The organism is Corynebacterium epidermidicanis, assembly GCF_001021025.1.
Classification (GTDB): domain Bacteria; phylum Actinomycetota; class Actinomycetes; order Mycobacteriales; family Mycobacteriaceae; genus Corynebacterium; species Corynebacterium epidermidicanis.
This window is the reverse complement of sequence record NZ_CP011541.1, coordinates 2,662,083-2,684,939: the sequence shown is the minus strand read 5'-3', so window position 1 is coordinate 2,684,939 and position 22,857 is coordinate 2,662,083. Positions and strand designations below refer to the sequence as shown.

The following is a 22,857-nucleotide window of genomic DNA, read 5'->3' as shown; positions in this document are numbered from 1 at the left end:
CCGCTCCTTCCTGAAGCACAGTTACGGATAGAAAGCTTATCAGCTAAAGCTGGGCCTGAAGCTTCTGCAAAACTACCGACTTTGATTGCACGCCCACAAATTCGTCTACCTTCTTGCCACCCTTAAAAATCATCACAGCGGGGATAGACATGATCTGGAACATAGCGCCCAAATTGCGTTCCTCATCGACGTTGACCTTGGCAACAGTGACCTGGTCACCCAGCTCAGCAGCGACTTCCTCCAACACCGGGCTCAACTTACGGCACGGACCACACCACTCGGCCCAAAAGTCCACCAAAACAGGCTTGTCGGACTCAATCACCGTGGACTTAAAAGTGGCCTCAGTAACATTTACAACGCTCATAATCTCCTACTTTCCTCCCAGCCTACTTAGCAGTTTCAGCCAGGAAATGCTCCGCATCGATTGCGGCGCGACAACCGCTGCCCGCCGCCGTAATAGCCTGCTGGTAATAGCTATCCACAATGTCACCAGCAGCAAACACACCAGCGAGGCTGGTCTTGGTGGAAGGTTCCGCCACCACAATGTAGCCGTGGGCATCCACCTTGACCTGATCCCGCACCATCTCGGAACGAGGATCGTGACCAATCGCGACAAACATTGCCGTCGCATCAATCACACGAGTCTCACCCGTGACAGTATCCTTGAGCTCCAAGCCTTCCACCTTCGAATCACCCACCACACGCGACACGACGGCGTTCGTCACAAACGTGATCTTTTCGTTAGCTTTCGCCCGCTCCAGCATGATCTTCGACGCACGGAACTCCTCACGACGGTGAATGATAGAGACCTGCCGACCAAACTTAGCCAAAAACAGCGCCTCCTCCATCGCAGAATCGCCGCCACCAATCACAGCGATGTGGTGATCGCGGAAGAAGAAACCATCACACGTCGCACAGGCGGAAACGCCCCGCCCCAGCAACTCCTGCTCGCCCGGGACACCCAAATAGCGCGGCGCAGCACCCATCGCCAAAATCACGGCGCGGGCTTCATAGAGCTCATCATCAACCCAAATACGCTTCACATCGCCCTCGAGCTCGACCTTTGTGACCATCTCCTGCAGCATCTGCGTGCCGAAACGCTCAGCCTGGGCGCGCATATTCTCCATAAGCTCCGGGCCCATAATGCCCTCCCGGAAACCAGGGAAATTCTCCACCTCGGTAGTCGTCATCAGCGAGCCACCGTACTCAATGCCTTCAAACATGATCGGCTTCAGCTCCGCCCGAGCCGCATATACCGCGGCAGTGTAGCCCGCCGGGCCCGAGCCAATGATGGCGATATCGTGAACCATGCGTACATCCCTTCTTCATAAGAGTCCGGACTCTAGCTTAGACCGACTCCCCAACTACAACGCCCCACAGGGCACACACATTCCCCTCACGCGCCGACAAGCAACTTGACTTGCTGGCGTGCCCGGGAACGTCGCGACTTGATCGTGCCCTCCGTAATCCCAGTCATCCTCGAAACCTGAGGTACCGTATGGCCAAGCAGGTCCACCAGCAGCAACACCATCCGATGCTCCGGCTTCAACATCGCCACCGCCAGCGTCACAGTCAACCGCACATCCCACTCCTGCAACGGGTTATAGCCCAGCTCAGGAAGCTCTCCGTCCTCGGTTAACTGAACTAGCCTGCTGCGCTTGCGCAGGTCGTAGCCGGCGTTTGACACCAGCCGGTACAGCCACGTGCGCAGGCTGCAGTCGCTACGAAACTGGTGCAACGTCAAGCTCGCACGAAAGAAGCTCTCCTGCAAAATGTCGTGGATGTCGTGTTCGCACTCCGAGTAGCGGTGCGCAACCCACCACATGGCGCGGCGGTAGCGGTGCACGATTTGGGCGAAGGCGGCTTCATCGCCGCTGATGTAGTGGTGGACGAGCTGGGCGTCGGAAAAGCTGGCGTAGTTGGTTTGGTCAGGCATGGTTCCCCCTTGATGTGATGTGTCCTCCCCCGAAGACACTCTTATTCTGCCTGCCCCAATAAAGAAGCGCCCGCCGAGAGAATCCAACCTGTGGATAACTCTGGGCGGGCGCTGCAACCTGCTACTCCTTATGGCCTCGGAGCTGCGGGAATGGTTTTTTCCACAGACCTGACTGGAGAGTCGGGCTGGCCCCCATCGAAGACACCCATCAGGAAGGTCGTCAGCGCAGCGATGCTGGCCACGATGGCTACGGAAATGGCGATGAGGACGCCTGTCATCACGTTGGAATAGCGCTTTGCGCCGAAACCAGCCCGCGCCGCGGGGGCCGGTGCAGGTTCTGCGACCACCGAAACCTTCGCCTCACCCTCTGCTACAGGCGACAGCGTAGCTGCCGGGGCGAGCCTCTTGACTGCTGCAACAAGGCCGTCGTCGTGCATGCCTGGCAGCACCGCAGGGAACGCAAGCATCGCCGTGCCGTTGGCGTTGATGCGGATGCGCTCAACGGACTCCACGCCCAATACGGACTCGGCACTGGCGGCAGCGAGACCAGCGAACGCGCGAGTGGCGGCCACCGGAGCTACTTCACCCTTTTCCGCTACTGCCTCAACGCTCGAACCCCGGACCCAGTCCGAGACCACCAAGCAGCCCGAGCGGTAGGCAACCACCGTCACGTTGGAAGCCACGACACTGAGCGCCCGTTCAGCTAATCGACGGGTCCGGCGGGTGATTTCAGCGGCGACCCCTGCCGCAGATGCCGAGTTTTCGCTCGTGGTGTCAATGAAAGTGAGTGCGACGTCCTTGCCGGTAAGAAGGTCCTTTGCGTGCCAGAACCGCGCCCGGGCGCTCTCTGCGTCGTAGCTACCGCAGTCCACTAGCAGGCGGAAGCGACCGTCGAGCACCGGAGCACCTGGAACCAACCGGGGCGGCTGCACTAAACCAGCCGACATGGGAGCCGGAATCGGGGCGATTTCGGTGGGAGCCACTGCAAGCTGAACTGCGACGGCATCCTGTGTTGCCGTACGCCCAAGCTTGCGGCGCACCAGGGAAACAAAGCTTTGCACTTCTTCGAGTGGGGTACGCACCAAAGCGACGGCGGTGAGCCCGAGGAAGAGAATTCCGGCGATAGCCGTGCGGATCAGGTAGCCCCAGCTGCCGATGGAACCCCAGAACGAGAGTTGGCTCAGGGCGGCGTCGCAAAGCCAGGCCACGGCAGCCGTGGGCAGGGCCGCGACCAAGACCCACCCCACCGAGCGCATTATTTCCGGGCCGCAGAGGGAACCCAAGTGGCGCTTCAAGAGGAACGCGCCGATGACCGCGCCGGCGACGAAACCGAAGCCGTTGGCCGTGCCCAGCAGCACGACGACGCGTTCCGGGCTCGTGGCGACGAGGGGCGCGAGGTAGGACAGTAATACTTTGGTGGCGGTGATGCCACCGATGATGAAGGTAGGGGTCCAGGCTTCTTCACGCGCGTAGAAGACACGCAGATGGAGCAAAACAATGGCGTACGGGATAAGGGTGAACGCGGAGAAGGACAGTGTCCAGCCCAGGATGGTGGCCAGGCGGGGCTCGAACTCTCCCCACGCGAAGAGCGCGTTGGCGATGTGGGGGCCGAAGAACATGAAGAAGACGATGACCGGGATGAGGGCGAGGAAGGTCAGCTTCGTGGCGATCGTGAGGTCATTGACGACGCCACGGTCGTCGCCATCGGCGGCGCGTCGGGATAGTCGCGGCATGATGGCGGTCAGGAGCGTGACTCCGATGATGCCGTATGGGACCTGCAGCAAGAGCCAGGCCTGCTGGTAGATGTTCGGGGCGTTTTCGTCCGCGATGGAGGCGATGCGCGTGGTGATCATGTAGCCGGCCTGTGAGATGGCGACGTAGACGACGATGGCCATCGCCATGTCGCCGAACTGTTTCAGGCGGGCGTCGATACCCCATAGGGGGCGTAGGTCAATTCCGGCGCGTTTGAGGTACGGCAGCATGATGAGGCTTTGGGACACCACGCCGAGGGTGGTGCCGACCCCAAGCAGCAGGATGTGGGGGTCGGATAGGCTGCCTGGTGCGGATGGGTCGAGCCTGCCCGGAATGAGCCAATACAAGGCGAGGGTAGCCAGCGCGATGACATTGTTGACCACGGGTGCCCAGGCGCCTGGTTTGAAGATCCCCTTGGTGTTCAGGATGGCCATGAACAGGGAGAAGATCCCGTAGAAGAAGATTTGCGGGAGGAGCAAGAATGCGAAGGCGGTGGACTGGGAGAGGTTGACCTTGCCTTCGTCCGACAGCTGGAGGCGCGTGAGGAGGGGGGCTGCAGCCACGCTGATGACTGTGACGCTTATCAAAAGGCTCGACGCGAGGGTGAACAGGCGACGGATGAACGCTGCGCCTTGGTCGGGGTCTTCCTTTTCGGCGCGGATGAGCACCGGGACGACCAGAGAAGTTAGGACCGCCCCCAGGACGATTTCGGTGATGAGGTTGGGCAGGGTGTTGGCGGTGTTGAAGGCTGAAGCGACCGCCCCGCCCATGGTGGCGCCGATTGCCGCGTTGCGGAGGAATCCTGTAATCCGGGAAATCAGGGTGGCAATGGCCATGGAGCCGGTGGAGCGCACCACTGACTCGTCGGAGTCGGTGGTGGCTGTTGTTGCCGGACCCTGTTCTGCGCTTGCGGGCTTGGGTTTCGGCGGTATGGCAGGTGCAGGTGGCGATGCCTCACGGATGCGGGATCGCTGACCTGGAAGTGATGGGGATTCTTCAGACACGGTAGCCATTGTTCAAGCCTCAGAGAGGTAAATGCAAAAGGGCGCGCGGAAGTGACCGGTTTATCCGGGCGGGGGTGGCGGTTGTGGGCTGTTTGCGAAGCGCGTTCGGATGCGTTGGCTGCTTGCCCTGCGGGCTGCTGGCGACTCGTTGTATTTGATGTTGCCCTTGTGACTAAAGCCAACTCTTGGGTCTCTCGGGGTTCTTGTGGCGTGGCCTCGGTGTGGTTTGCGGTGGGTGTCGTCGTTGCTGGTGTGGTGGTGTCGGCAGAGGAGGGTGAGGTTTTCGATGTCGGTGCCACCGCCGTTGAGGAAGCTGATGATGTGGTGGACGTCGCATTCGTCGAGGGGCGCATCGCAGCCGGGGTGGGTGCAGACTAGGTCTCGGGCAAGGAGGGCGACTCGTTGGAGGAAGGTGGCGGTGCGCTGGGTGTTGGTGAGGCTGATGAGGTTGCCGTCTGGGGTGTGGAGGGCGAAGTAGTCGTGAAGTGCGGGGCCTAGGCGGGCGATGTCGAAGATGGAGAGTTCGTCACCGGTGGAGGTAGCGAAGCGGTCGCCCAGGCGGAAGTTTTCGAAGTCTTCGGCTGTCATGGAAACGACGATGGAAGCGCAACCGGTCCGAGCGGTGTGGGTGTCTTCGGTGCGCTTGATGAGATGAGTGAAGGCGTCGGCCATGCGCTGGTCGTATGTGCGCCGGTCGTCTTGGACCTTGATGCCGTGGCTGAGTCCGGCATGCTGGTTGAATGAACGTCGGACTGCAGTTTTGAGGAGACTCGCGGCGTATGCCGGGAGGTAGCCGGAGAAGTAGCGTCCGCCGTCGACATCTGGCTTGGAGATTCGGAACTTGCGACGTTTTTCGGCGCGGAACGGGTCATCGTTGGTGTCGTTGCATCGGCGGGTTCGTTGGCGGAGTTGGGTGGTGAGTTGTTCGGGGGTGAGGTCGTGAGCTTCGTCGAGAATTTGTTTCAGCAAAAATGGCGCTTCTTTGGGGTCATCGAGCTTTTGGAGTTCACGATCGATGATGATCCGCTTGTTCCAGGGTAGGGACCACATGGCGCAGCGGTGCTGCGGGTAGTTAATGAAGTCGTTTTCGGCACGGGTGAGTAGTTCGCGAGTTTCAGCTCGGGACATGCCGTGTGCTTCGGTGAAGTAGTCCTCGATCTTGGCGGATCCGACTTCCGAGTTGGCGTCGGAAAGCCTGGCAGCGTGGGCTGCTTCGGTGGTGAGGTTTGCGAGCATGCGGTGAATTTCGCGAAGCTCACTAAAATCTTCGTGGCTGAATTGTTGTGTGCTGGCATCGCGAAGAAGCGCGAGAACTGTTGCGAATTGACCCATGCTTAAACCCCCTTTCGTACGTACTAATAGTAACCCATAAAACAACCCCTGACAAGCCCTAATGTAAAATTTTTTAGCACAGTAGTTCTAGCGAAAATGTCCGAATTTTCCAGCCTATCAACAACGGGAGACAACACTTCCAATACTTCGATCAAATGTTCGATACGCCTACACATCAAGAGCTACAAACGGGCACACATAAAAACAAAGCCGGTGCAACTGAACGTCATGAGTTCAGCTGCACCGGCCGTCGACAAGCGCAGAAGCAAAAACCTAGTGGGAGCGGTGTTTGCGCAGATGGGCAGCTAGCAGCAGGCCGAAACCGAGCAGTGTCCAGCAGATGAGGGTCAGCCAGGGCTGCGTCGTTGAGACCAATGGGAAGTACGTTTCGTTACGTAGCAGTGTTGCCGAGGCGCCGGGGACGAAGTATTGGCCGATGGCGCCCCGTAGAGCACCAAGGCGCCAGCCGACTTGCGGGAACCCTTAACGGTAAGGCTGATCAGCACACCACCCACGATTCCGCCAAGGACGAGAGGAATCCTGCGACAGTCAGTCCGGTGCCGCGTGTGTCATCGGCCAGGTAGGGGCGTGCGTCCGTAACCTTCACCGAAGGCAGCCCAGCACCCGCCACACCAGCCGCACCAACACCACCAGGCCCAGCACCCGCCACACCAGCCGCACCAACACCACCAGGCCCAGCACCCGCCACACCAGCCGCACCAACACCACCCGCCACACCAGCCGCACCAACACCACCAGGCCCAGCACCCGCCACACCCGCCACACCAGCACCACCAGCCGCAGCACCCGCCTTCATAGCTTCAAAGGCTTTTGCCTGCATGCCTTTTTCCATGGTGGTTGCGAGTTGGGTCAGCATGGGCGTCACTACGTTGCTAGCGGCCGAAGCTGTGATGACCTCGGGGGTAGGTCCATTCAGGATGACCGCACCGTAGACTTGGCGATGCTCGATCTTGTCTAGCGCTTCCTCGCGTGACTGCGCGGCCTCAACCTTCAGGAGCTCAGCTGGCATCTTCCCCGTGGCAGCGGCAATCTGCTCCGGTTGTCCGACAAAGGCGATTGGGATGTTTTGCGGCTTTGCTGTGAGGGAAGGCCACGCAAAAGCAAGCAGCACAATGCTGACGATCACCGCTGCGATCGCCGCGATTCTCAACGCATGAGGCCAGCTGGATACCTCCGGGGCGTCTATTGACGGGTCTTTGTGGGCTGCGTGCGCCGTTCCGGTCATCTGTTTCTCCTTAAAGCTCTTTGCTTGTCGACGTCCGGTGCGTTCGCAATGCCTCCTCAAGAAGGTCACGTGCTAACCGAATTTTAAAAAAGAATGAATATTCGTTTTGGAACTCGGTCGACTCTAGTTCTAGACTGAGGCTTAGTCAACACAGGCCAACAATTAATTTCAGCGCCAGAGCGCACCCGGGCGCGCCACCACATCCAAGCTCGCCCGAGCACACCCGAGCACACCCAAGCTCGCCCGAGCTCGCCCGAGCACACCCGAGCACACCGCCAACCCACAAAACCAACCCACCAACCCACAACCGAAGGAGAACCTCTTGCCTCGAGTCACAGCAGAACATCGTGAAGCCATGCGTGACCGGATCTTGGCAGCAGCAACCACCTGCATTGGTCGAAAAGGTTTTTCCGGCACTTCTATGCAAGACATCATTTCCGAGGCAGGCATGTCGGCCGGCGCGGTGTATCTATACTTCCCCGGGAAAGTCGAATTGGGTCTTGAGGTCGCCCGTGGCTTCCTGGATGAACAACTTCAATTGATTGACGGCATTGTCGCCGATGGCACCATCGGCCCTAATGAACTTTTTGGGCTGCTGCACGAACGTCGAAAAGCAAATCAGCAAATGACATCGATGGCGATTCAGGTGTGGAGCGAGATTGCAGTGAATCCGCAGCTGCAATCAGAATCAGCGGAGATGCTTAAAAGAATTGAGGAGCACTTCTCGGCATTTTTGGTGTCTTGGCTGGTGCATCAGGGTTTTTCGGACGGCGTCGCCAAGCAACGTGCCGAACTTCTCGCCCCATCTTTCATGGGCCTGATGCATGGGTTAATTGTCCGGGCGGTCCTCAGCCCAGACACTGAGCAGCAATTCCTGGACTCGGCGCAAGCTCTCATCGAGCTAGCCAGCGCCGCCAACTAATTTAGCCCTTAGCTCTTCCGCGTCGATTGGCGTCGTTTAGCCTGGCGGAAAACCAGCAGCCCCAGCAGGCCGAACATTGCCGCCACTACCCCACTGATGAGCAATAGCCCTGAGCGGGTCTGCACACCGATTTCGACTGGCTGGGAGATTTGCGCCCCGGTTTGGGAGGCCAGCCACACGGTGAGGTCGGTGCGGGTTGAACTGTCCGGGAGGTCGGCCGTCATCTGGGTGGTGATCGAGCCACGAGCGGGGATCCGCAGCGACGCCGGAACATTGATCGTCGCGCCTTCCGGCCCCGCAAATCCCAACTTCGCGTCCACTGGCAGTGGCAGCCCGTTTTGGGCCACGATCAGCAGCGGCGAGCTTGCCGACGTCCGCGTGTACACATTCCCCGGCGGCAACAGGGCCACCGACTGGCGCAGTCGCTGCTGGGTGTCGCGGTTGCCATTCAAGATGGTGTCCGCCCGTTTCGTGGCGGTGTCGTAAGTGACCATGCTGCGTCGCCCCAGTACCGACAGCGCTCGGAGCAAATCCCAGCGCATCGGTGTGGTGTAGTCGTAGCGGCTGAGCGTGATCGCCGGGTCGTTGGTCATTAGGGACGTAATGTCGTCGAGCGCGCGGGCCTGTTGGGTGGCGCGCAGCACTTCGGTGTCCGTCAGTTCGGATGGGTTGGGATATGGAGAACCTGCTGTTAGCTCCCTAGTAGGGCCCGGATCGGCGACAGCGTGCTCGGCGAGGGGAATCGGGCGGGCGCGCTTGGTTTCAAATAAGACATTCGACTGCTCGATGAGAGCCTCGGCATCGGCAACGGATAGATCATAAGTCGGCAGCGCAACCACGGGTTTGCCTTCCGACGCAGCCAAAGCCAGTGCAGAAACTGCGGTCGTGCGACGGCCCACGGCCGAATCCACCCGGGGGTCGATACGCTGCCACTGATTGCTGTAGCCAGTGGTGTCAGGGGTATCACCCACCGCGGCTAACAACGAACCTAGTGCCGGGTCGAATGGGATGGCCGAGATCCCGTCGGCAAGGCCCCCGACGGTGTTGCCTGCAACCAAGGCCCGCCAGTTTCCTGGCTCGGCACCCACCTCAAAGGATCGCTCCGGGTCCTGGGCAGATGCCTGGGCGAGAGCCTGTGCGGTGCGACGATCCAGGTAGCCCTGGCCCGGGATAATCACATCGCTGCGGGTCGGGGATTCGAGCACGCGGGAAAGCACGACATTGCCCCGGGCTACAGCCTCATTCATCAGGGACTGGTTACCGGTGCGCGCCACTGCCCCCAGATCCGTATTGGCCCACGGTAACGCGGTGATGCAGCCACCATTCTTGGCAATCCGGCGCAACTGATCAATCCACCGCGCGGCTGCCTGCGTACCACTGCCCTCGCTGCCCGACGCTGTGTCGTTCTGCGAAAACCACGAATCACGCAGGCGTTGACGCGGCGCGACCGGATTAGGACGAGACGACGTCACGCGGTAGCCGGCCCGCATCCGGTCGATGGTGTCCACCATCTCCGGGTCCACCGCCAGGCACGTCCCCCGGTAATTTGCTTGCTCATAGGCATCCAAGAGGCCACTCAGGCGTCCACCAGTGCCCAGCTGGTTTGCCAGGTTCTCGGAGCCGAGCAGCAGCAGCGGAGCATTTGGGGCTTCGCCTGGTTCCCCAGGCAACACGTCCGTATCCGTCGTGACCGGCAGCAACAACGTCATCGGGGCGTCCTTTTCCGGCAGCTGCCCCGTCTGGAACAGCAACCGCTCCGACGTCAGATAGGCATCTCCCTGCTCCCCCAAAGTCCCATTGACGTTAATGAGCAGCGGAAAAACACCGGGCGTGTCCATCTTGAGTTGGGTGCGGTCCAGCTGCAACGTAAACTCCCCGGACTGCTGAGGCCCCAACTCGAAATCCAAGGACGAAAACGGCGTAGCTACGGCAAAATTCGACTGATCACCAGACAGCGCCGCAGCGCCATCCGCAACATTCGTGACAGCCTCACCCCGCTGCACCCGCACATGAATTCCGTGCAGCTTCTCCAGCGTCATGTTGGTGATGACCAGACGCAACGTATCCCCAGAGATCTCCTTCGTGCCGATGACCACACCGGATTGTTGATCCACCGGCCGCAGGCCCGGGTTGTTCCACAAGGTGGCGACCTCGGGGTTCGATGGGGATACCGGGATCGGTAGTGCTTCCGCCGGAGCAGCGGCCGAAAGAGCGACCACTGCGCAGACGGTAGCGACGGCACAGGAAGCAGACGTCCGGGCGTCGAGAAGCACACGCCGAATCATTAGCGCGGAGTCACTTTCCCGGCAGCATGCGCGGAGCGGGCGAACTCCGGCAGCAAATCGTGGGCGATGCGGGCCAGCTTGCGCTCATCGGCGTAGGCCAACTTCTCCAACAGCTGGCTCGCTGGGATCCAAGCAACTTCCGTGACCTCGGGGTCTTCATCGTTGAGGTCACCATCAACGTACGCGAGAATGTGGTGATGCACGGTCTTATGGATCCGGGTGCCCTCTGACACGAACCAGTAATCGATAACGCCCAGCTCAGCGAGCACTTCCCCACGGATACCGGTCTCTTCCCACACCTCACGCGCGGCCGTCGCAGCCCGGTTCTCCCCGGCCTCCACGTGCCCCTTCGGCATGCTCCACAGCAGACGCCCCCGCCGATCCAGCCTGCCAATCAAGGCGACATAAATGCGGTCCATGTTGACCGCGCCCTGCTTATCGACGGCCTCTGCCAAGCCCGACACGACCAGTCCGCCAGCAGAAACCTCGTCGCTGGTGCGCAAGTTGGACTCTTGGTTAGGCCGATACGCGGCAGTGCGAGGAACGCTGCGCTGTGGCTTCGAACGGCGCCTGGAACGGGTTCCCCGCCGTTCCCCGGAACGAACGCCCCGAGACTCCGACGTAGGCGTTTCTTCCTGGGTGCTCTCACTTGGTGGCTTGAATGTGGGCGCGGCGACACCACTGCTGCGATCCGACTTGCGGGCACGTCGACGCCGACGTGGGCGGTCAGCACCCGCCTTTACAGCCTCGGGGCTGGAACTAGCGGACTCTGCGGCGCCACGGGTGGGCTGAGCTTCCGTCGCGTGCTCTGTTTGGTTGCTGGTCGACACACCAGTTGGCGAGGTGGTCACTTTCAATTCGGAACTACTGCCCTGTGGCCGTTTGCCGCGTCGCCGACGCCGACGACGCGGCTGCTCAGAACCATTTTTGGGGTCAGCCAATCCCGAGGCGGCAGGTTGCGGCCTCGGCTGTGCGGGCTGCCGAGATTCACTCGGGACTCGGTCGCCCGGTCGTTGCTGGCTATTCATCTCACTCATCGTATCGCGACTTGGGCGCTGGCTAGTAACTTTAGGCCATCCCCGCGAGCCCACCATGAGCACGTCGCCAAGCAGCCCTGCCAATTATGCCCCGCAAACCCACCGCCCTGCGAAACCTCTTAGCCCTTGCGGTGGCCGGTTGCTTAGGGTGGGTTCGGCGGGGCGGTTAAGATGGGAAAGCGATGGAATCCCTTAATAACACTGAAACCACCCTGGCGATGCAGGCCCGAGCACAGGGCGCCTTGGAAGAATTGCTACCTGTGCTCCAACCCCTGGCGGCCGCTTTTGCCGCCGCCGGGCACCAGCTGTACCTGGTTGGTGGTTCAGTGCGGGATGCCTTGCTGGGCCGGCTGAGCCATGACCTAGACTTCACCACCGATGCGCGCCCGGAACAAACCCAGGCCATCTTGGAGAAGTGGGCGGAAGTGGTGTGGGACACTGGCATCGAGTTTGGCACCCTTTCGGCGGAAAAGCATGGCCAGCAAGTGGAGATCACTACCTTCCGGGCCGACCAATACGATGGCGAGTCCCGCAATCCCGTCGTGCAGTTCGGCGACACCCTGGAAGGCGATCTTGTCCGGCGCGATTTCACCGTCAACGCGATGGCCGTGGAGATCAGTGCCGACGGCGCACTCACCTTCCATGATCCCCTCGATGGACTCACTGCCCTGGCTGCCGGCCAGCTGGACACCCCGGCAGCCCCAGAGGAATCCTTTGGTGACGATCCGCTCCGCATGCTGCGGGCCGCCCGCTTCGTAGCTCAGCTGGAGTTCGAGGTTGCGCCCCGGGTGCGCAAAGCCATGGCAGAAATGGCCACCCAGATCCGCCGGATCACCGCGGAGCGCGTCGCGGTTGAGTTGGACAAGTTGATGCTGGGCGCAGCTCCGTGGGCGGGACTTGACCTGCTCGTCGATACGGCGCTTGCCGACGAAGTCCTGCCCGAACTCGCGGCGCTCAAACTAACCCAAGATGAGCACATGCAGCACAAGGACGTCTACGCCCACTCGATGACGGTGCTGCGCCAGGCGATGGAGCAGGAAGATGAGCCGGACCTGGTGTTGCGATGGGCGGCTCTGCTGCACGACTGCGGAAAGCCGGCCACTCGGGCCTATACCGAAGAAGGGCGGGTGACGTTCCATCACCATGAGGTGGTGGGTGCGAAGCTGGTCCGGAAGCGGTTCCGGGCCTTGAAGCACTCCAAACAGATGATCGCTGATGTTTCGCAGCTGGTGTTTCTACACATGCGCTTTTATGGGTATGGGCCGGGGGCGTGGACGGATTCAGCGGTGCGTCGCTATGTTACGGATGCTGGTGAGCTGCTCCCCCGCCTCCACAAGCTCGTGCGCGCCGACTGCACCACCCGCAACCAAAAGAAAGCCAACCGGCTCCGTCGCGCCTACGATGATTTGGAACAGCGGATCGCGGAACTGGCGGAAAAGGAAGATCTGGCGCGCGTCCGTCCAGATCTGGACGGCAACGAAATCATGCAGCTGCTTGGTCTGAAACCGGGTCCTGATGTGGGTCGGGCGTGGGCGTTCCTCAAGGAGCTTCGCCTTGATCGCGGGCCACTGGACCGCACGGAAGCCGAAGCTGAGCTGCTCAAGTGGTGGGCTTCGCAACACACGGAGGGAGAGGATCAGCATGCCTGAACTATTTGGCGATAGCCTGTTTCAAGCCGTCGAGAAGAATCCTGTCGGCCCCGGCAGCCTGTTGATCGCAGCGCCCGACCTCGACATGGGCTACTTCACCCGATCCCTGCTGTTGGTGCTCAGCCACGATGAAACCGGCTCGCTCGGGCTGACCCTCAATCTTAGGTCCGAGCAAGCGGTGGCAAACTTCCTTCCGGAACTAGATGAACTTGTGGCCAAACCCAAAGCAATCTACAGCGGCGGGATGAGCGGGATGCATATGCTGCGCACGGTCGGGGTACTCAAACCCGGCGTCACGGTCGCGGACGCCGAGGCGCAAGAGTTCATCTTCGGTCACCTCGGCAACCGCATCGTGGTACTCAACGGCGGCATTGATGTGGACATCCTCAAAGAATGGGTCTCCGCAGTGCGCCTCTTCGCCGGCCAAGTCACCTGGGAACCCGGCCTGCTGCAGCGGGAAATCGACGAGGGCCAGTGGTACGTCACCGACGCGCTCTCCAGCGACGTCACGTCCCCGGGTCACATCGACGCCTGGGCGGAGGCCCTGCGCCGACAGCCCCTACCCCTGCCTCTCTTTGCCACCACGCCTAACGACGACCGCAACAATTAGACCTACAGCTGGAATTTTTGCTCCGCTTCTAGCCACAGCGTCTCGAACTCAGCCGCAGTCATCGAGCTGGCGCTGATGCCATCGAGCTCGCCCCAATGATCGGGGTGCACAATCTCATCCTGCGGGGTTGTTGCGAAGTTGTGTAGGGCGACCGGGTGGCGTCGATAAGCGCCTTGCACCTGCTCGCCCGCGCCCAGCTCGACCATGCGCAGCGGACGGCACAGCTGCCCGTCGAGGGGCTCGAGCTCAGCGATGTGGACCACGGCCGGGGCACCGGGGATGTCCATCGTGGTTTTGATGTAGAGAAAATCAGGGCTCATAGTGTGACTAGTTTAGGCCGTCGCGACTGCCTGCGCGCCATAGCGCGAAGCCAACCACGAGCAGATCATCAGCTGCACCTGGTGGTAGATCATTAGTGGCAGGATCAGCAGGGAAATGTCCGTGCCTGCGAAAATAACCGCGGCCATCGGCAAGCCCGTGGCCAGTGACTTCTTCGAGCCACAAAATTCGATGGCGATACGGTCGGCGCGATCAAAGCCCAACCACCCGGCCACCACCCGCGTCAGGGTAAGCATAGCGACGACCAGCACCGCCGAAAAGACCGTGAGGCCGACGATCTGCGCGACGGTCACGGTCTGCCACACCCCGCTGATCATACCGGCAGAAAACGCCGAGTAGACCACCATAGCGATCGAACCACGGTCCACCGACTTGGTGGCCTTGTTCGCTGCCACCCCAGCGACCCACTTGCGTAGTAATTGGCCCAGGAGGAACGGCAGCAGCAGTTGGATCGCGATGTCGAGGAAAACCTGGCCGTCAATCACGATGCCACCGGCACCCGTTGGGCCTGCGGCGCCCGACGTCCCTGGCGTGGCTGCGGCGCCCGACGTCCCTGGCGTGGCTGTGGCGCCGTTGAGGGCTGCCTCGAGCAGTCCGAAGGGGCCTCCGTGCGACATGAGCAGCATAACCAACAACGGCGTAGCCACCACGCCGATCAAATTGGAGGCCGAGGCGGACACGATCGCACCGGCCACGTTGCCACGGGCGATGGAGGTGAATGCCACCGAAGACTGAACTGTCGACGGCACGAGCGTGAGGTACAGGATCCCGGCGTACATTCCCGCCGGCAATGCGCTGTGGACGGGTGCGATCGCTAGACCGATGAGCGGGTAGATCACGAAAGTGAAGGCGAGAATGGTTAGGTGCAGACGCCAATGTTTCAGGCCGGCGAGCGCTTCCGCCGTGGAGAGTCGCGCGCCGTACAGGAAGAACAGCAGGGCGATGGCTACCTTGGTCGCCGCACTAAATGCCTCAGCAAACCAACCATGAGCTGGGAAGAAGAGTCCCAGGCAGGCTGCGAGGATGATCAGGACGATCAGGATGTCGGGCTTGGGCAGCTTGATGTGCTTGGACATAGCATGAAGTCTAGCCATCTCGGCCGACCCCGTTGGGGTTTGTGCTGGTGGCGCTCGGTGAGCGGGTGCGAGTCGCACGATACTGATCGAAGCGCTTTTCAGACTATTGTTAACCTTTATGCACCCACTTTTTGCACCGGTGACGGTTCGCGACCTTGAGATTCCGAACCGCGTCTGGCTTCCACCCATGTGCCAGTACCAAGTTGATTCCCGTGATGGCATCGTCAACGACTGGCATCTCATGCACTACGGCTCGATGGCCGCCGGCGGCTTCGGCCTCGTGATCGCCGAGGCCACCGCCATTTGCCCGGAAGGACGAATCTCGGATCGCGACGCCGGTCTCTGGAACCATGAGCACATTTTGGCTTGGCGCCGTGTCACTGAGTTTGTGCAGTCGCTCGGTGCCCGGATCGGTGTCCAGCTTGCCCACGCGGGTCGTAAGGCCGGTACGCACCCGTGGCTGCCCGGGTTTCCCGAAGGCTCCCTGGCGCTTGACGACGGCGGTTGGCGCACTGTCGCCCCTTCTGCAGTCGCCATGCCAGGTCTCGCCGAGCCCCGTGAGCTGTCCCACGAGGAGATCCTCGCGTTGCCGGTTCAGTTCGCGGAAGCTGCTCGCCGCGCAGTCGCCGCTGGTTTCGACGCAGTGGAGATCCACGCCGCGCACGGCTACCTGTTGCACGAATTTCTATCTCCGCTGTCCAATTTGCGTATCGACGGCTATGGTGGCCAATTCGGTGATCGCGTACGCATCGTCTTGGAGGTCGTCGACGCAGTCCGGGAGGCACTTCCCGACGGCATGCCGCTGATCGTTCGCGTTTCTGCCACCGACTGGGTGGACGATCGTGCGAGCTGGGACCTCGCGCAAACTGTGTCTCTTTCCCAGCTGTTGCGTGACCGCGGGGTCGACGTGATTTCGGTGTCTTCCGGTGGTTTGGTGCCTACCGAAATTCCTGTCGCCCCGAACTATCAGACTGATCTAGCTGCGGCTATCCGCAAGGAAACCGGCATGTTCACCGCTGGAGTCGGGCTGATTACGGATGCAAAGCAGGCTGCGGGCTATCTGGAGCGGGGGGAGCTGGATGCGGTCTTGATTGGCCGGGCGGCGCTTCGCGATCCGCACTGGCCCCAACGCGCGGCTCACGAGCTTGGACTTACTCGCGAAGAAATTGACTACTCCCCGAGCTACTATCGCGGCGCCTGGCGCTAGTTTGGGAGGTTAAGTAAAGAAAAGTCATGATCTCCGCAGCGTTGTGGCCCTTAAATCGGTTTTTATTGTTCGTTGGGGGCCGTAGCCTGCTCGATGTCGTCCCTTCGGTGTAGTCGGACTACCGCTGTGGGATTTTATTCATTAAAAAACGCTGTTCTACGTAGTCGGACTACGCCGAAGCGACGACATAGCACTTGTGCAGCAGGCCCGCGCGGCCGGCGACACGCCGACCGGACACACTTTTCTTTACTTAACCCAGTTTGGGCGCCAAAGAAGGGCGATGTTTCACGTGAAACATCGCCCTTTCTTCTTTGTCTATTATGCGAGTTAGCCTCTGGGTGTTAGCCCGAAATGCTGAGCTTGTCGCCCTTCTTTTCGGCCTTGGCCGCCTTCATCGGTGCGCGCGAAGGACCGGAGACGACCGAGCCGTCGTTCAGATCGAAGACGGAGGTGTGCTTGGGGCAGGTAGCCTTGAGGCCGTCGAGTTGGCTAATGGTTGCCCCTTGGTGCGGACAGGTCTGCGAATACGCCTTGTATACCCCGGCGGTGGGCTGCGCGATGATGAACCCATCAACAGCAATGGATCCGCCAACAGGTACGTCCTGGATGGCGATCTCCTTGCCCTTTTCACTTCCGCAGGCGGCCAGCACTGCTCCGGCGAAGGTGGTGGCGGTGCCTAAGAGGAACAGGCGTCGAGAGCATACGTGTTCAGTCATGCTTCCAGTATCCCCTCCCCGCGGTCGGGTGTCTAGCGAATCTCCTGGCCGGCACTCGCGATGATGCCAGCGTGGCGGCGACGACCGCTATGGCCACCATGATTGCCTGCGGAACGAAGGCGCTTGCCGTGACTGAGGTGTAGTTGATGGTGTGCCCGAACGCGCTGGTTTTGCTTAGCCATTCCGGCAGCTTCAGCAACGGGCCGAAGAGGGAAATCGTCCCGCAGTAGAGCAACGGTACCCAGCTCAGCGCGCTGAGCTTCGGTGCGCTGCCCTGTATCAGTATCGCGATGCCACCGATCGCTAACATCGGGAACAGTTGTGACGCGCTCGCTATCACGGCGACTTTCCGGGCTGTTGCCGGATGTTGCGAGGCGATGGCCGCACCCGCCGTCGTGCCTGCAACCGCAGCCAGAGTACAGCTTAGGGCTGTCCAGATAGTAGATATAGTGGCGAGAACCATCGGCGTTGACCGCTTGATCCCGGCAGCGCGCTGCACTTCCACCAGGTGGGTCTTCTCCTCATGACGATAGTTCAGCGCCGTGCCCACCGTGGCAATTGCGAGCAGCAGCCCGACAAACTCCGACGTGTACGTGAGAAAAGCTGTCTCCAACTCTTCCGCCGGGAACATGTCGCGGAAGAGCTTCCCTGTCGTCTCGTCCTGCGTCATCAGCTCCTGCATCGATCCGCTCAACAACGCCAAGAATAGGCCCAAGCACGCCGCGACAATGTTCCACGTGAAACGGCTACCTCGATCGAGGTACAGTCGCGTATGTAGTGGCGTCGGCAAGCGGTGCGCGCGTGCCGGCTTTCCGACGCGCGCGGGCGGCATCCCGGCCCCACACTGCCGCTGCTTATCGACGCCCACCAGCGCACCACTCGAGCCGACAACGGCTATCGCGATGACGGTCAAATTTCCGATACTCCCCTCGCCGAAAGGATCCACAACGTTCAGCCACCCTAGTGGTGCGAACCAGTTCTGCCATTCCCACTGTTGGGTGTCCGCGAGAGCGCGGACCATGAAGCCCACCCCCAACGTGAGGAGGCCGAGCCGTTTCACCTTGAGGGTGTCGTTTGTCAGGTTGCTGGCCAGCCCCGCGAGAGTCCCTGTCCCAAAGGCGTTGAGGCCTGTGCTGGCTGCGAATATTGCGGCGCCGGGGATGCTTATCTCCGAGTACTTCGCGTGCAGCGCGGCCAGAATGATGAAGTATCCCGCCGCGAGCACACTAGCGCAAGCTGTCAGGAGCGTCAGAGGTGCGCCCGCGCGGTGCGCTCTAGGCTGCCCGGTGCTGGGTACGAGCTCGCCGAGACTGGTGGCCTCGGGACGACGGAAGTTTCGAAGCATGCGCCTGATGCCGAAGAGGGCGCTCAGGATCATGATCCACATTCCGCCCTCCCAGGCGAAAAGTTGTCCGAGCGTGGTATCGTGGCCGGAGCTGGTGCTTATTCGGCCATACATGGCTACGGTCCCGAGATTGCCGTTCATACCTGCCACTAAAGCTTGGCGGTTCTCTGTGGTGGGATAATACGCTTGATAGCTGGGAATAAAAACAATTGGTAGGGCCAATAATGGTAAAAACTAGAAATTGATAAATCTCTTGTTGGTCCGCCATGCCAGCCTTAGCTCGTTTTTCATTGGTTTGCCCCCATGATTGGTGCTTCCGTGGAATAGTGGCCAATGAATGTCTCCTCCAGAGACGCCGGGGCGACCGAGATGTTACTCGCCCGCTGGGCAATAAGTCCAGCGAGGGTCTCATTGACTTCATCCCCGCCAAGCTCGCGGTAAAAAGCTGACCCATCTGGCAGCGTGGCACTAATTCGATACCCCGCCAAGTTACGTAAAGTGGCGATATCACCCTGATCAATGTCACGCCCGTTTTTAATCACTGTGACGCTAGAGCAAAGTGGTGGCTCCCCTCCCCTGTTCCACGCGTAAACGCTCCACAAACACGCGCTCCATCAATGGATCCAAACCCGCGGTGGGTTGGTCCAAAATAGGCAATTCCGCCGCCGAAGAAAAGCGGACACCAGAAGAACTTTTCGACGGTTGCCGGTCGAATAGTCCCGGCACTTCTTGTAGGGGTCAAGCTGGAAGGCGTCGATAAGCTCCTGCTCGCGCTGGGCATCGACCTCGCGCACGCGCAACTTCGCTAACGCAGTCAGGGTTTCGCGCCCAGTCAGTTGGGGCCACAAAGTGACGTCGCCAGGCACGTAACCAACGTGGCGCAAGACCTCGGGATTTGAGCGTGGATCCTGACCGAGGACCCGCACCGTACCAGTCGGATGAAGCAAGCCCAGCAAAGCTCGAATGGTGGTGGATTTGCCGGCACCCTTCGGCCCGAGAAACCCGTGGATCTCTCCTTCCGCAACGCGAAGATTCAGCTGGTCGAGGGCGCGGAATTGGGCAAAGCTGAGGCTGACGTCTGCTAGTTCTATCGGGTATTTCATGGTTGCTCCTGGGGAAACTCTCGGCTAAATAGGTGAAGTACAGGTATTCATTAGGGTGAGAAAAGGCCAGCTGCAACAGTTCTGCTGGGGTGCGCTCCAGCTCCTCCGCCACCAATTCGTGCACCGCGCCCAGAGCCAATTTGGAGGAAAATAGCTCAAGTGCTTTGTTGCCAGGGCCTGAATCTCGGGAGGAGTCAACTCGGGAAGTTCGCCGAACTCAAGGTAAACCTGCATGCTGAGGTCAAACTGTTCAGGCGGAGGTAGCAGCTGGGGCCAGAAATCCTCGATGTGTTGTATGGCGCCACTGTGAATGAGGAACTCTACCAGCTGGCGTTCCCGCTGAATGACCCGGCGCACCTCGGCAGTCGATGCGCGACTCAGTGCCTCGGCATAGAAGTTCGCCATGGTTTGTGGCAGCGGGATGCTCGGTTGAGTTGCATGGTTGCGTGATTTGAGGGCCGCTAGCAAAACCTTTTGGTGTTGGAGTCGCGCAATCGTTGCGTCGATGTCACGCTCTGTCGCTGCGAGCTCCGCCTGAACGTCCACGGTTTGGCTGAGCATGTTGCCGATCTGCTGCAAACTGAGGCCCGCCTCCCGGAGGAACCTAATGCGGGCAAGACGGATGACATGCGGGAATCCATACTCGCGCACACCAACATTCTCGGGAATCGGCAGCAGCCCGACCTGGTGGTAACGACGGATGGTGCGGACGGTCGTTCCGTTTAGTTCCGCCAGCTCTTTGACTTGTAGACCCTCAATGAACACCGTGACGTAGCGTCACGCTCAATTCCGTGGGGTTAAATTCTCAACAGCCGGCTGCGAATTCGGCGAGCTTTTCCCGCCGGAATGTCTTCATCGTTTCACGTGAAACATTGTCTGCTAGGCCATCGTGATTCACAGCGAAGGTTACCTTGCCGGGTGTGCGCGATTGACAGGTCACCACAACCTTCGATCCGTCCGGCCAAGGAGTTCGCCAATAGCGCCACTTTTCTGTGGCAGAGGTGGAGGCTTCCGGCCATTGCAGAGCAAAGGAGCACCAGGCGTCGAAAAGTGCGAGCCAGTCCCCCGCGATAGTCTTGGAGGCGTTGGCGGAAAATGTTCCGGCGCAGGTCTGACCGACTACGCGCCGGCCGATTTCTTGTTCCAAGGCCACCGCGAGCGACTGCGCCCACCAGTCGGAGACGCCCTGAGATACGACGAAGCGCGCCATCTCCTGGTGTGGGACCTCGGAGGCGGAACCGAGGTGGTCTTCTAGGAGGGCGCGCCATTCGGTGAGCTCGCGGCCGGTAGCCTTTAGAAACTTCGACATGAGCTCAGTGTAGCGGGGTTAGTGTCGAGTTGCGGCTTTCATCTCGCCAACAAATGCGCGCACCGCTGGCTCCCAATCTGGGGTTGAGTTGATGAGGTTAACGATCGCGGACCCGGTGATTGCGCCAGCAGCCCCAGCGTCCAGCGCAGCGCGGACGTGCTCTGGGGTGGAAATGCCGAAGCCGAGCAGCGTGGGAACCGATGTTTCACGTGAAACACGCAATCCCACGGTGGATGCTTCCCGTTCGGTGCCGGTGACGCCCAGGCGAGAGACCGCGTAGATGTAGCCTCGGGAATGCTTTGCGACCGCCGCCAACGTCTCCTCGGATGCATGCGGAGGCGCGATGAAGACCTGGTCTACGCCGTGCGCTTCGGCGGCAGCTCGAAATGGCGCGGATTCGCGGATGGGGATGTCCGGGATCAGGACGGAATCGGCACCGGATGCGACAACGGCAGCGTAGAACTCCTCGAACCCCATGGAGAAGGCCAGGTTGCCGTAGATCAACAATCCGATCGGGATCTCTGGGAACTCGGCACGTACGGCCGCGACGAGCTCTAGGGCACGCGTCGGGGTGATACCAGCATTCAGGGCGCGAAGGTGTGCGGCCTGGATGGTGGGCCCATCGGCGACGGGATCCGAAAAGGGCACGCCCAGCTCAAGAGCGTCGGCACCCGCGTCAATCAGAACCCGAATGATTTGAAGAGACTCCTCGTAGGAAGGATCGCCGAGCATCACGAAGGGAACGAAGGCCCCTTCATTGGCGGCAGTGAGGCGGGTGAACATGGACTCGTAACGGGTCATTAGTTTTCTCCTAGAGTGCGGCGAACATGGTCAACGTCTTTGTCGCCTCGTCCGGACAAGCACACGCAGATCGTCAGCGGTTCCTTGTTCGGATCAGCGGTGGCAGCGCGCTTGAGCGCATATGCGAGCGCGTGAGAGGACTCGAGGGCTGGGATGATGCCTTCGGTGCGGGAAAGCAGCTGGAAGGCCTCGAGTGCCTCGGCGTCGGTAATGCCGACGTACTGTGCGCGGCCAGTGGCATGCAGGTGGGCGTGCTGCGGGCCGACGCCCGGATAGTCGAGTCCTGCCGAGACCGAGTAGGACTCCTCCACCTGGCCTTCGGCGGTGCGCATGAGGTAGCTGCGGGCACCGTGCAGGATGCCCACCTGGCCGTTGTTGATCGTGGCGCCGTGCTTGCCGGAATCCAGGCCCAGCCCGGCGGGTTCAACGCCGACCAATTCGACCTCAGGCTCGTCGATGAATTCGGCGAACATGCCGATTGCGTTGGAGCCACCGCCGACGGCCGCGACCACGAGATCCGGCAGGCCATCGATGCGCTCGGCCAGCTGTGCTTTGGCCTCTTGGGAAATTACCCGGTGGAACTCGCGCACGATCGTCGGGAATGGGTGCGGGCCGGCGGCGGTGCCGAGCAGGTAGTGGGATTCTTCGAAGGTGGCGGTCCAGTCGCGTAGTGCCTCGTTCACGGCGTCTTTGAGCGTGCCCGAGCCGTTGTCTACCGGGATCACGCGAGCGCCCATCAGCTGCATGCGGTAGACGTTAGGTTGTTGGCGGGCAACGTCTTCTGCGCCCATGTAGATGTCACATTCTAGCCCAAGGAGAGCACAAGCGAGCGCCGTGGCGGTGCCGTGCTGCCCGGCGCCGGTTTCGGCGATGATGCGGGTCTTGCCCATGCGCTTGGCCAATAGGGCCTGCCCCATCACCTGGTTGGTTTTGTGTGCCCCTCCGTGCACCAGGTCTTCGCGCTTCAGGAAGATCCGGGCGTTGCCCTCGAGGGGGAGGTTGGCGCATTCGGTGAGGGGCGTTGGCCGTCCAAGGTAGTCGCGGAGGTAGCCGCTGAGTTCTTCGTGGAAGGTGGGGTCCTCCATTGCGTCGACAAAGGCGCGCTCCAATTGGTCGAGGGCAGGGATGAGGACTTCGGGAACATATTGTCCGCCAAACTCGCCGAAGTATGCGGGTAGCAGAGTCATG

Annotated in this window: 23 protein-coding genes; 5 read left to right on the top strand and 18 right to left on the bottom strand. The window is 60.8% G+C overall.

The window, feature by feature from the left end; all coding sequences use genetic code 11:
* Positions 1 to 43: 43 nt before the first annotated feature.
* The 6 genes from trxA to CEPID_RS13395 all read right to left on the bottom strand — a co-directional run bounded on the left by trxA (position 44) and on the right by CEPID_RS13395 (position 7,270).
* Positions 44 to 367 carry a thioredoxin gene (trxA, locus tag CEPID_RS12285; protein WP_047241202.1) on the bottom strand — a complete coding sequence of 108 codons (324 nt, stop codon included), beginning with the start codon at positions 365 to 367 and terminating at the stop codon, positions 44 to 46.
* Positions 368 to 386: 19 nt separating this feature from the next.
* Positions 387 to 1,310 (bottom strand): thioredoxin-disulfide reductase, encoded by a 924-nt coding sequence (gene trxB / locus CEPID_RS12280; RefSeq protein WP_047241201.1) that lies wholly within the window; start codon positions 1,308 to 1,310, stop codon positions 387 to 389.
* An 86-nt stretch (positions 1,311 to 1,396) separates the two neighbouring features.
* Complete coding sequence (locus CEPID_RS12275) at positions 1,397 to 1,936, bottom strand: RNA polymerase sigma factor (protein WP_047241200.1); 540 nt, start codon at positions 1,934 to 1,936, stop codon at positions 1,397 to 1,399.
* 128 nt (positions 1,937 to 2,064) lie between these two features.
* Entirely contained in the window at positions 2,065 to 4,701 is a 2,637-nt protein-coding gene (locus CEPID_RS12270; protein ID WP_052843596.1) for a lipid II flippase MurJ, read from the bottom strand.
* Positions 4,702 to 4,752: 51 nt separating this feature from the next.
* Positions 4,753 to 6,024 carry an HNH endonuclease signature motif containing protein gene (locus CEPID_RS12265; protein WP_047241199.1) on the bottom strand — a complete coding sequence of 424 codons (1,272 nt, stop codon included), beginning with the start codon at positions 6,022 to 6,024 and terminating at the stop codon, positions 4,753 to 4,755.
* Between the two features lie 499 nt (positions 6,025 to 6,523).
* On the bottom strand, positions 6,524 to 7,270 hold the full coding sequence (locus CEPID_RS13395) for a hypothetical protein (RefSeq protein WP_047241198.1): 747 nt from the start codon (positions 7,268 to 7,270) through the stop codon (positions 6,524 to 6,526).
* Between the two features lie 322 nt (positions 7,271 to 7,592).
* Between CEPID_RS13395 and CEPID_RS12255 the strand changes: the two genes are divergently transcribed.
* Positions 7,593 to 8,192 (top strand): TetR/AcrR family transcriptional regulator, encoded by a 600-nt coding sequence (locus CEPID_RS12255; protein WP_047241197.1) that lies wholly within the window; start codon positions 7,593 to 7,595, stop codon positions 8,190 to 8,192.
* An 8-nt stretch (positions 8,193 to 8,200) separates the two neighbouring features.
* Here the strand turns inward: CEPID_RS12255 and CEPID_RS12250 are convergent, their stop codons facing one another.
* Both CEPID_RS12250 and CEPID_RS12245 read right to left on the bottom strand, forming a co-directional pair.
* Positions 8,201 to 10,477, bottom strand: coding sequence for a hypothetical protein (locus tag CEPID_RS12250; RefSeq protein ID WP_052843594.1), 2,277 nt, complete (start codon positions 10,475 to 10,477; stop codon positions 8,201 to 8,203).
* Positions 10,477 to 11,505 carry an NUDIX hydrolase gene (locus CEPID_RS12245; RefSeq protein WP_162488681.1) on the bottom strand — a complete coding sequence of 343 codons (1,029 nt, stop codon included), beginning with the start codon at positions 11,503 to 11,505 and terminating at the stop codon, positions 10,477 to 10,479. The genes CEPID_RS12250 and CEPID_RS12245 overlap by 1 nt, the downstream gene beginning before the upstream one ends.
* Positions 11,506 to 11,696: 191 nt before the next feature.
* Between CEPID_RS12245 and CEPID_RS12240 the strand changes: the two genes are divergently transcribed.
* Together CEPID_RS12240 and CEPID_RS12235 are read left to right on the top strand one after the other, a co-directional pair.
* Positions 11,697 to 13,163, top strand: coding sequence for a CCA tRNA nucleotidyltransferase (locus CEPID_RS12240; protein ID WP_047241195.1), 1,467 nt, complete (start codon positions 11,697 to 11,699; stop codon positions 13,161 to 13,163).
* Positions 13,156 to 13,773, top strand: coding sequence for a YqgE/AlgH family protein (locus CEPID_RS12235; protein ID WP_047241194.1), 618 nt, complete (start codon positions 13,156 to 13,158; stop codon positions 13,771 to 13,773). Before CEPID_RS12240 ends, CEPID_RS12235 begins: the two co-directional genes overlap by 8 nt.
* Before the next feature lie 2 nt (positions 13,774 to 13,775).
* On the opposite strand, the gene CEPID_RS12230 is transcribed toward CEPID_RS12235, so the two are convergent.
* A complete protein-coding gene (locus CEPID_RS12230; RefSeq protein ID WP_047241193.1) occupies positions 13,776 to 14,093 on the bottom strand; it encodes a hypothetical protein in 318 nt (105 codons plus the stop codon).
* Positions 14,094 to 14,105: 12 nt separating this feature from the next.
* On the bottom strand, positions 14,106 to 15,188 hold the full coding sequence (locus CEPID_RS12645; RefSeq protein ID WP_061363647.1) for a bile acid:sodium symporter family protein: 1,083 nt from the start codon (positions 15,186 to 15,188) through the stop codon (positions 14,106 to 14,108).
* Positions 15,189 to 15,306: 118 nt separating this feature from the next.
* Between CEPID_RS12645 and CEPID_RS12215 the strand changes: the two genes are divergently transcribed.
* Positions 15,307 to 16,395 carry an NADH:flavin oxidoreductase/NADH oxidase gene (locus CEPID_RS12215; RefSeq protein WP_047241192.1) on the top strand — a complete coding sequence of 363 codons (1,089 nt, stop codon included), beginning with the start codon at positions 15,307 to 15,309 and terminating at the stop codon, positions 16,393 to 16,395.
* Positions 16,396 to 16,736: 341 nt separating this feature from the next.
* On the opposite strand, the gene CEPID_RS12210 is transcribed toward CEPID_RS12215, so the two are convergent.
* Together CEPID_RS12210 and CEPID_RS12205 are read right to left on the bottom strand one after the other, a co-directional pair.
* Complete coding sequence (locus CEPID_RS12210; protein ID WP_047241191.1) at positions 16,737 to 17,111, bottom strand: Rieske (2Fe-2S) protein; 375 nt, start codon at positions 17,109 to 17,111, stop codon at positions 16,737 to 16,739.
* The gene (locus CEPID_RS12205; protein WP_144413533.1) at positions 17,104 to 18,132 is read right to left on the bottom strand and encodes a hypothetical protein; all 1,029 of its coding nucleotides are present in this window, start codon (positions 18,130 to 18,132) and stop codon (positions 17,104 to 17,106) included. The genes CEPID_RS12210 and CEPID_RS12205 overlap by 8 nt, the downstream gene beginning before the upstream one ends.
* A 246-nt stretch (positions 18,133 to 18,378) precedes the next feature.
* On the opposite strand from CEPID_RS12205, the gene CEPID_RS13240 reads away from it, so the two are divergent.
* On the top strand, positions 18,379 to 18,609 hold the full coding sequence (locus tag CEPID_RS13240; RefSeq protein ID WP_144413532.1) for a hypothetical protein: 231 nt from the start codon (positions 18,379 to 18,381) through the stop codon (positions 18,607 to 18,609).
* 134 nt (positions 18,610 to 18,743) lie between these two features.
* Here the strand turns inward: CEPID_RS13240 and CEPID_RS13620 are convergent, their stop codons facing one another.
* The 6 genes from CEPID_RS13620 to trpB all read right to left on the bottom strand — a co-directional run bounded on the left by CEPID_RS13620 (position 18,744) and on the right by trpB (position 22,856).
* The gene (locus tag CEPID_RS13620) at positions 18,744 to 18,998 is read right to left on the bottom strand and encodes a hypothetical protein (RefSeq protein WP_236684254.1); all 255 of its coding nucleotides are present in this window, start codon (positions 18,996 to 18,998) and stop codon (positions 18,744 to 18,746) included.
* 72 nt (positions 18,999 to 19,070) lie between these two features.
* Positions 19,071 to 19,559: an ATP-binding cassette domain-containing protein gene (locus CEPID_RS13615; protein ID WP_236684253.1), complete on the bottom strand. Its 489-nt coding sequence runs from the start codon at positions 19,557 to 19,559 to the stop codon at positions 19,071 to 19,073.
* A 24-nt stretch (positions 19,560 to 19,583) separates the two neighbouring features.
* A complete protein-coding gene (locus CEPID_RS12605; RefSeq protein ID WP_052843591.1) occupies positions 19,584 to 20,324 on the bottom strand; it encodes a MerR family transcriptional regulator in 741 nt (246 codons plus the stop codon).
* A gap of 40 nt (positions 20,325 to 20,364) precedes the next feature.
* Positions 20,365 to 20,868 (bottom strand): hypothetical protein, encoded by a 504-nt coding sequence (locus CEPID_RS12190; RefSeq protein ID WP_047241189.1) that lies wholly within the window; start codon positions 20,866 to 20,868, stop codon positions 20,365 to 20,367.
* Between the two features lie 18 nt (positions 20,869 to 20,886).
* The gene (gene trpA, locus CEPID_RS12185; protein ID WP_047241188.1) at positions 20,887 to 21,669 is read right to left on the bottom strand and encodes a tryptophan synthase subunit alpha; all 783 of its coding nucleotides are present in this window, start codon (positions 21,667 to 21,669) and stop codon (positions 20,887 to 20,889) included.
* On the bottom strand, positions 21,669 to 22,856 hold the full coding sequence (gene trpB, locus CEPID_RS12180; protein WP_047241187.1) for a tryptophan synthase subunit beta: 1,188 nt from the start codon (positions 22,854 to 22,856) through the stop codon (positions 21,669 to 21,671). The genes trpA and trpB overlap by 1 nt, the downstream gene beginning before the upstream one ends.
* Position 22,857 lies beyond the last annotated feature (1 nt).

Coding starts and splice junctions, on each gene's coding strand:
- trxB (WP_047241201.1), bottom strand. CDS start 1,310: ATGGTTCACGATATCGCCATCATTGGCTCGGGCCCGGCGGGCTACACT.
- CEPID_RS12275 (WP_047241200.1), bottom strand. CDS start 1,936: ATGCCTGACCAAACCAACTACGCCAGCTTTTCCGACGCCCAGCTCGTC.
- CEPID_RS12270 (WP_052843596.1), bottom strand. CDS start 4,701: ATGGCTACCGTGTCTGAAGAATCCCCATCACTTCCAGGTCAGCGATCC.
- CEPID_RS12265 (WP_047241199.1), bottom strand. CDS start 6,024: ATGGGTCAATTCGCAACAGTTCTCGCGCTTCTTCGCGATGCCAGCACA.
- CEPID_RS13395 (WP_047241198.1), bottom strand. CDS start 7,270: ATGACCGGAACGGCGCACGCAGCCCACAAAGACCCGTCAATAGACGCC.
- CEPID_RS12250 (WP_052843594.1), bottom strand. CDS start 10,477: ATGATTCGGCGTGTGCTTCTCGACGCCCGGACGTCTGCTTCCTGTGCC.
- CEPID_RS12245 (WP_162488681.1), bottom strand. CDS start 11,505: ATGAATAGCCAGCAACGACCGGGCGACCGAGTCCCGAGTGAATCTCGG.
- CEPID_RS12240 (WP_047241195.1), top strand. CDS start 11,697: ATGGAATCCCTTAATAACACTGAAACCACCCTGGCGATGCAGGCCCGA.
- CEPID_RS12235 (WP_047241194.1), top strand. CDS start 13,156: ATGCCTGAACTATTTGGCGATAGCCTGTTTCAAGCCGTCGAGAAGAAT.
- CEPID_RS12230 (WP_047241193.1), bottom strand. CDS start 14,093: ATGAGCCCTGATTTTCTCTACATCAAAACCACGATGGACATCCCCGGT.
- CEPID_RS12645 (WP_061363647.1), bottom strand. CDS start 15,188: ATGTCCAAGCACATCAAGCTGCCCAAGCCCGACATCCTGATCGTCCTG.
- CEPID_RS12215 (WP_047241192.1), top strand. CDS start 15,307: ATGCACCCACTTTTTGCACCGGTGACGGTTCGCGACCTTGAGATTCCG.
- CEPID_RS12210 (WP_047241191.1), bottom strand. CDS start 17,111: ATGACTGAACACGTATGCTCTCGACGCCTGTTCCTCTTAGGCACCGCC.
- CEPID_RS12205 (WP_144413533.1), bottom strand. CDS start 18,132: ATGGTCCGCGCTCTCGCGGACACCCAACAGTGGGAATGGCAGAACTGG.
- CEPID_RS13615 (WP_236684253.1), bottom strand. CDS start 19,559: ATGAAATACCCGATAGAACTAGCAGACGTCAGCCTCAGCTTTGCCCAA.
- CEPID_RS12190 (WP_047241189.1), bottom strand. CDS start 20,868: ATGTCGAAGTTTCTAAAGGCTACCGGCCGCGAGCTCACCGAATGGCGC.
- trpA (WP_047241188.1), bottom strand. CDS start 21,669: ATGACCCGTTACGAGTCCATGTTCACCCGCCTCACTGCCGCCAATGAA.
- trpB (WP_047241187.1), bottom strand. CDS start 22,856: ATGACTCTGCTACCCGCATACTTCGGCGAGTTTGGCGGACAATATGTT.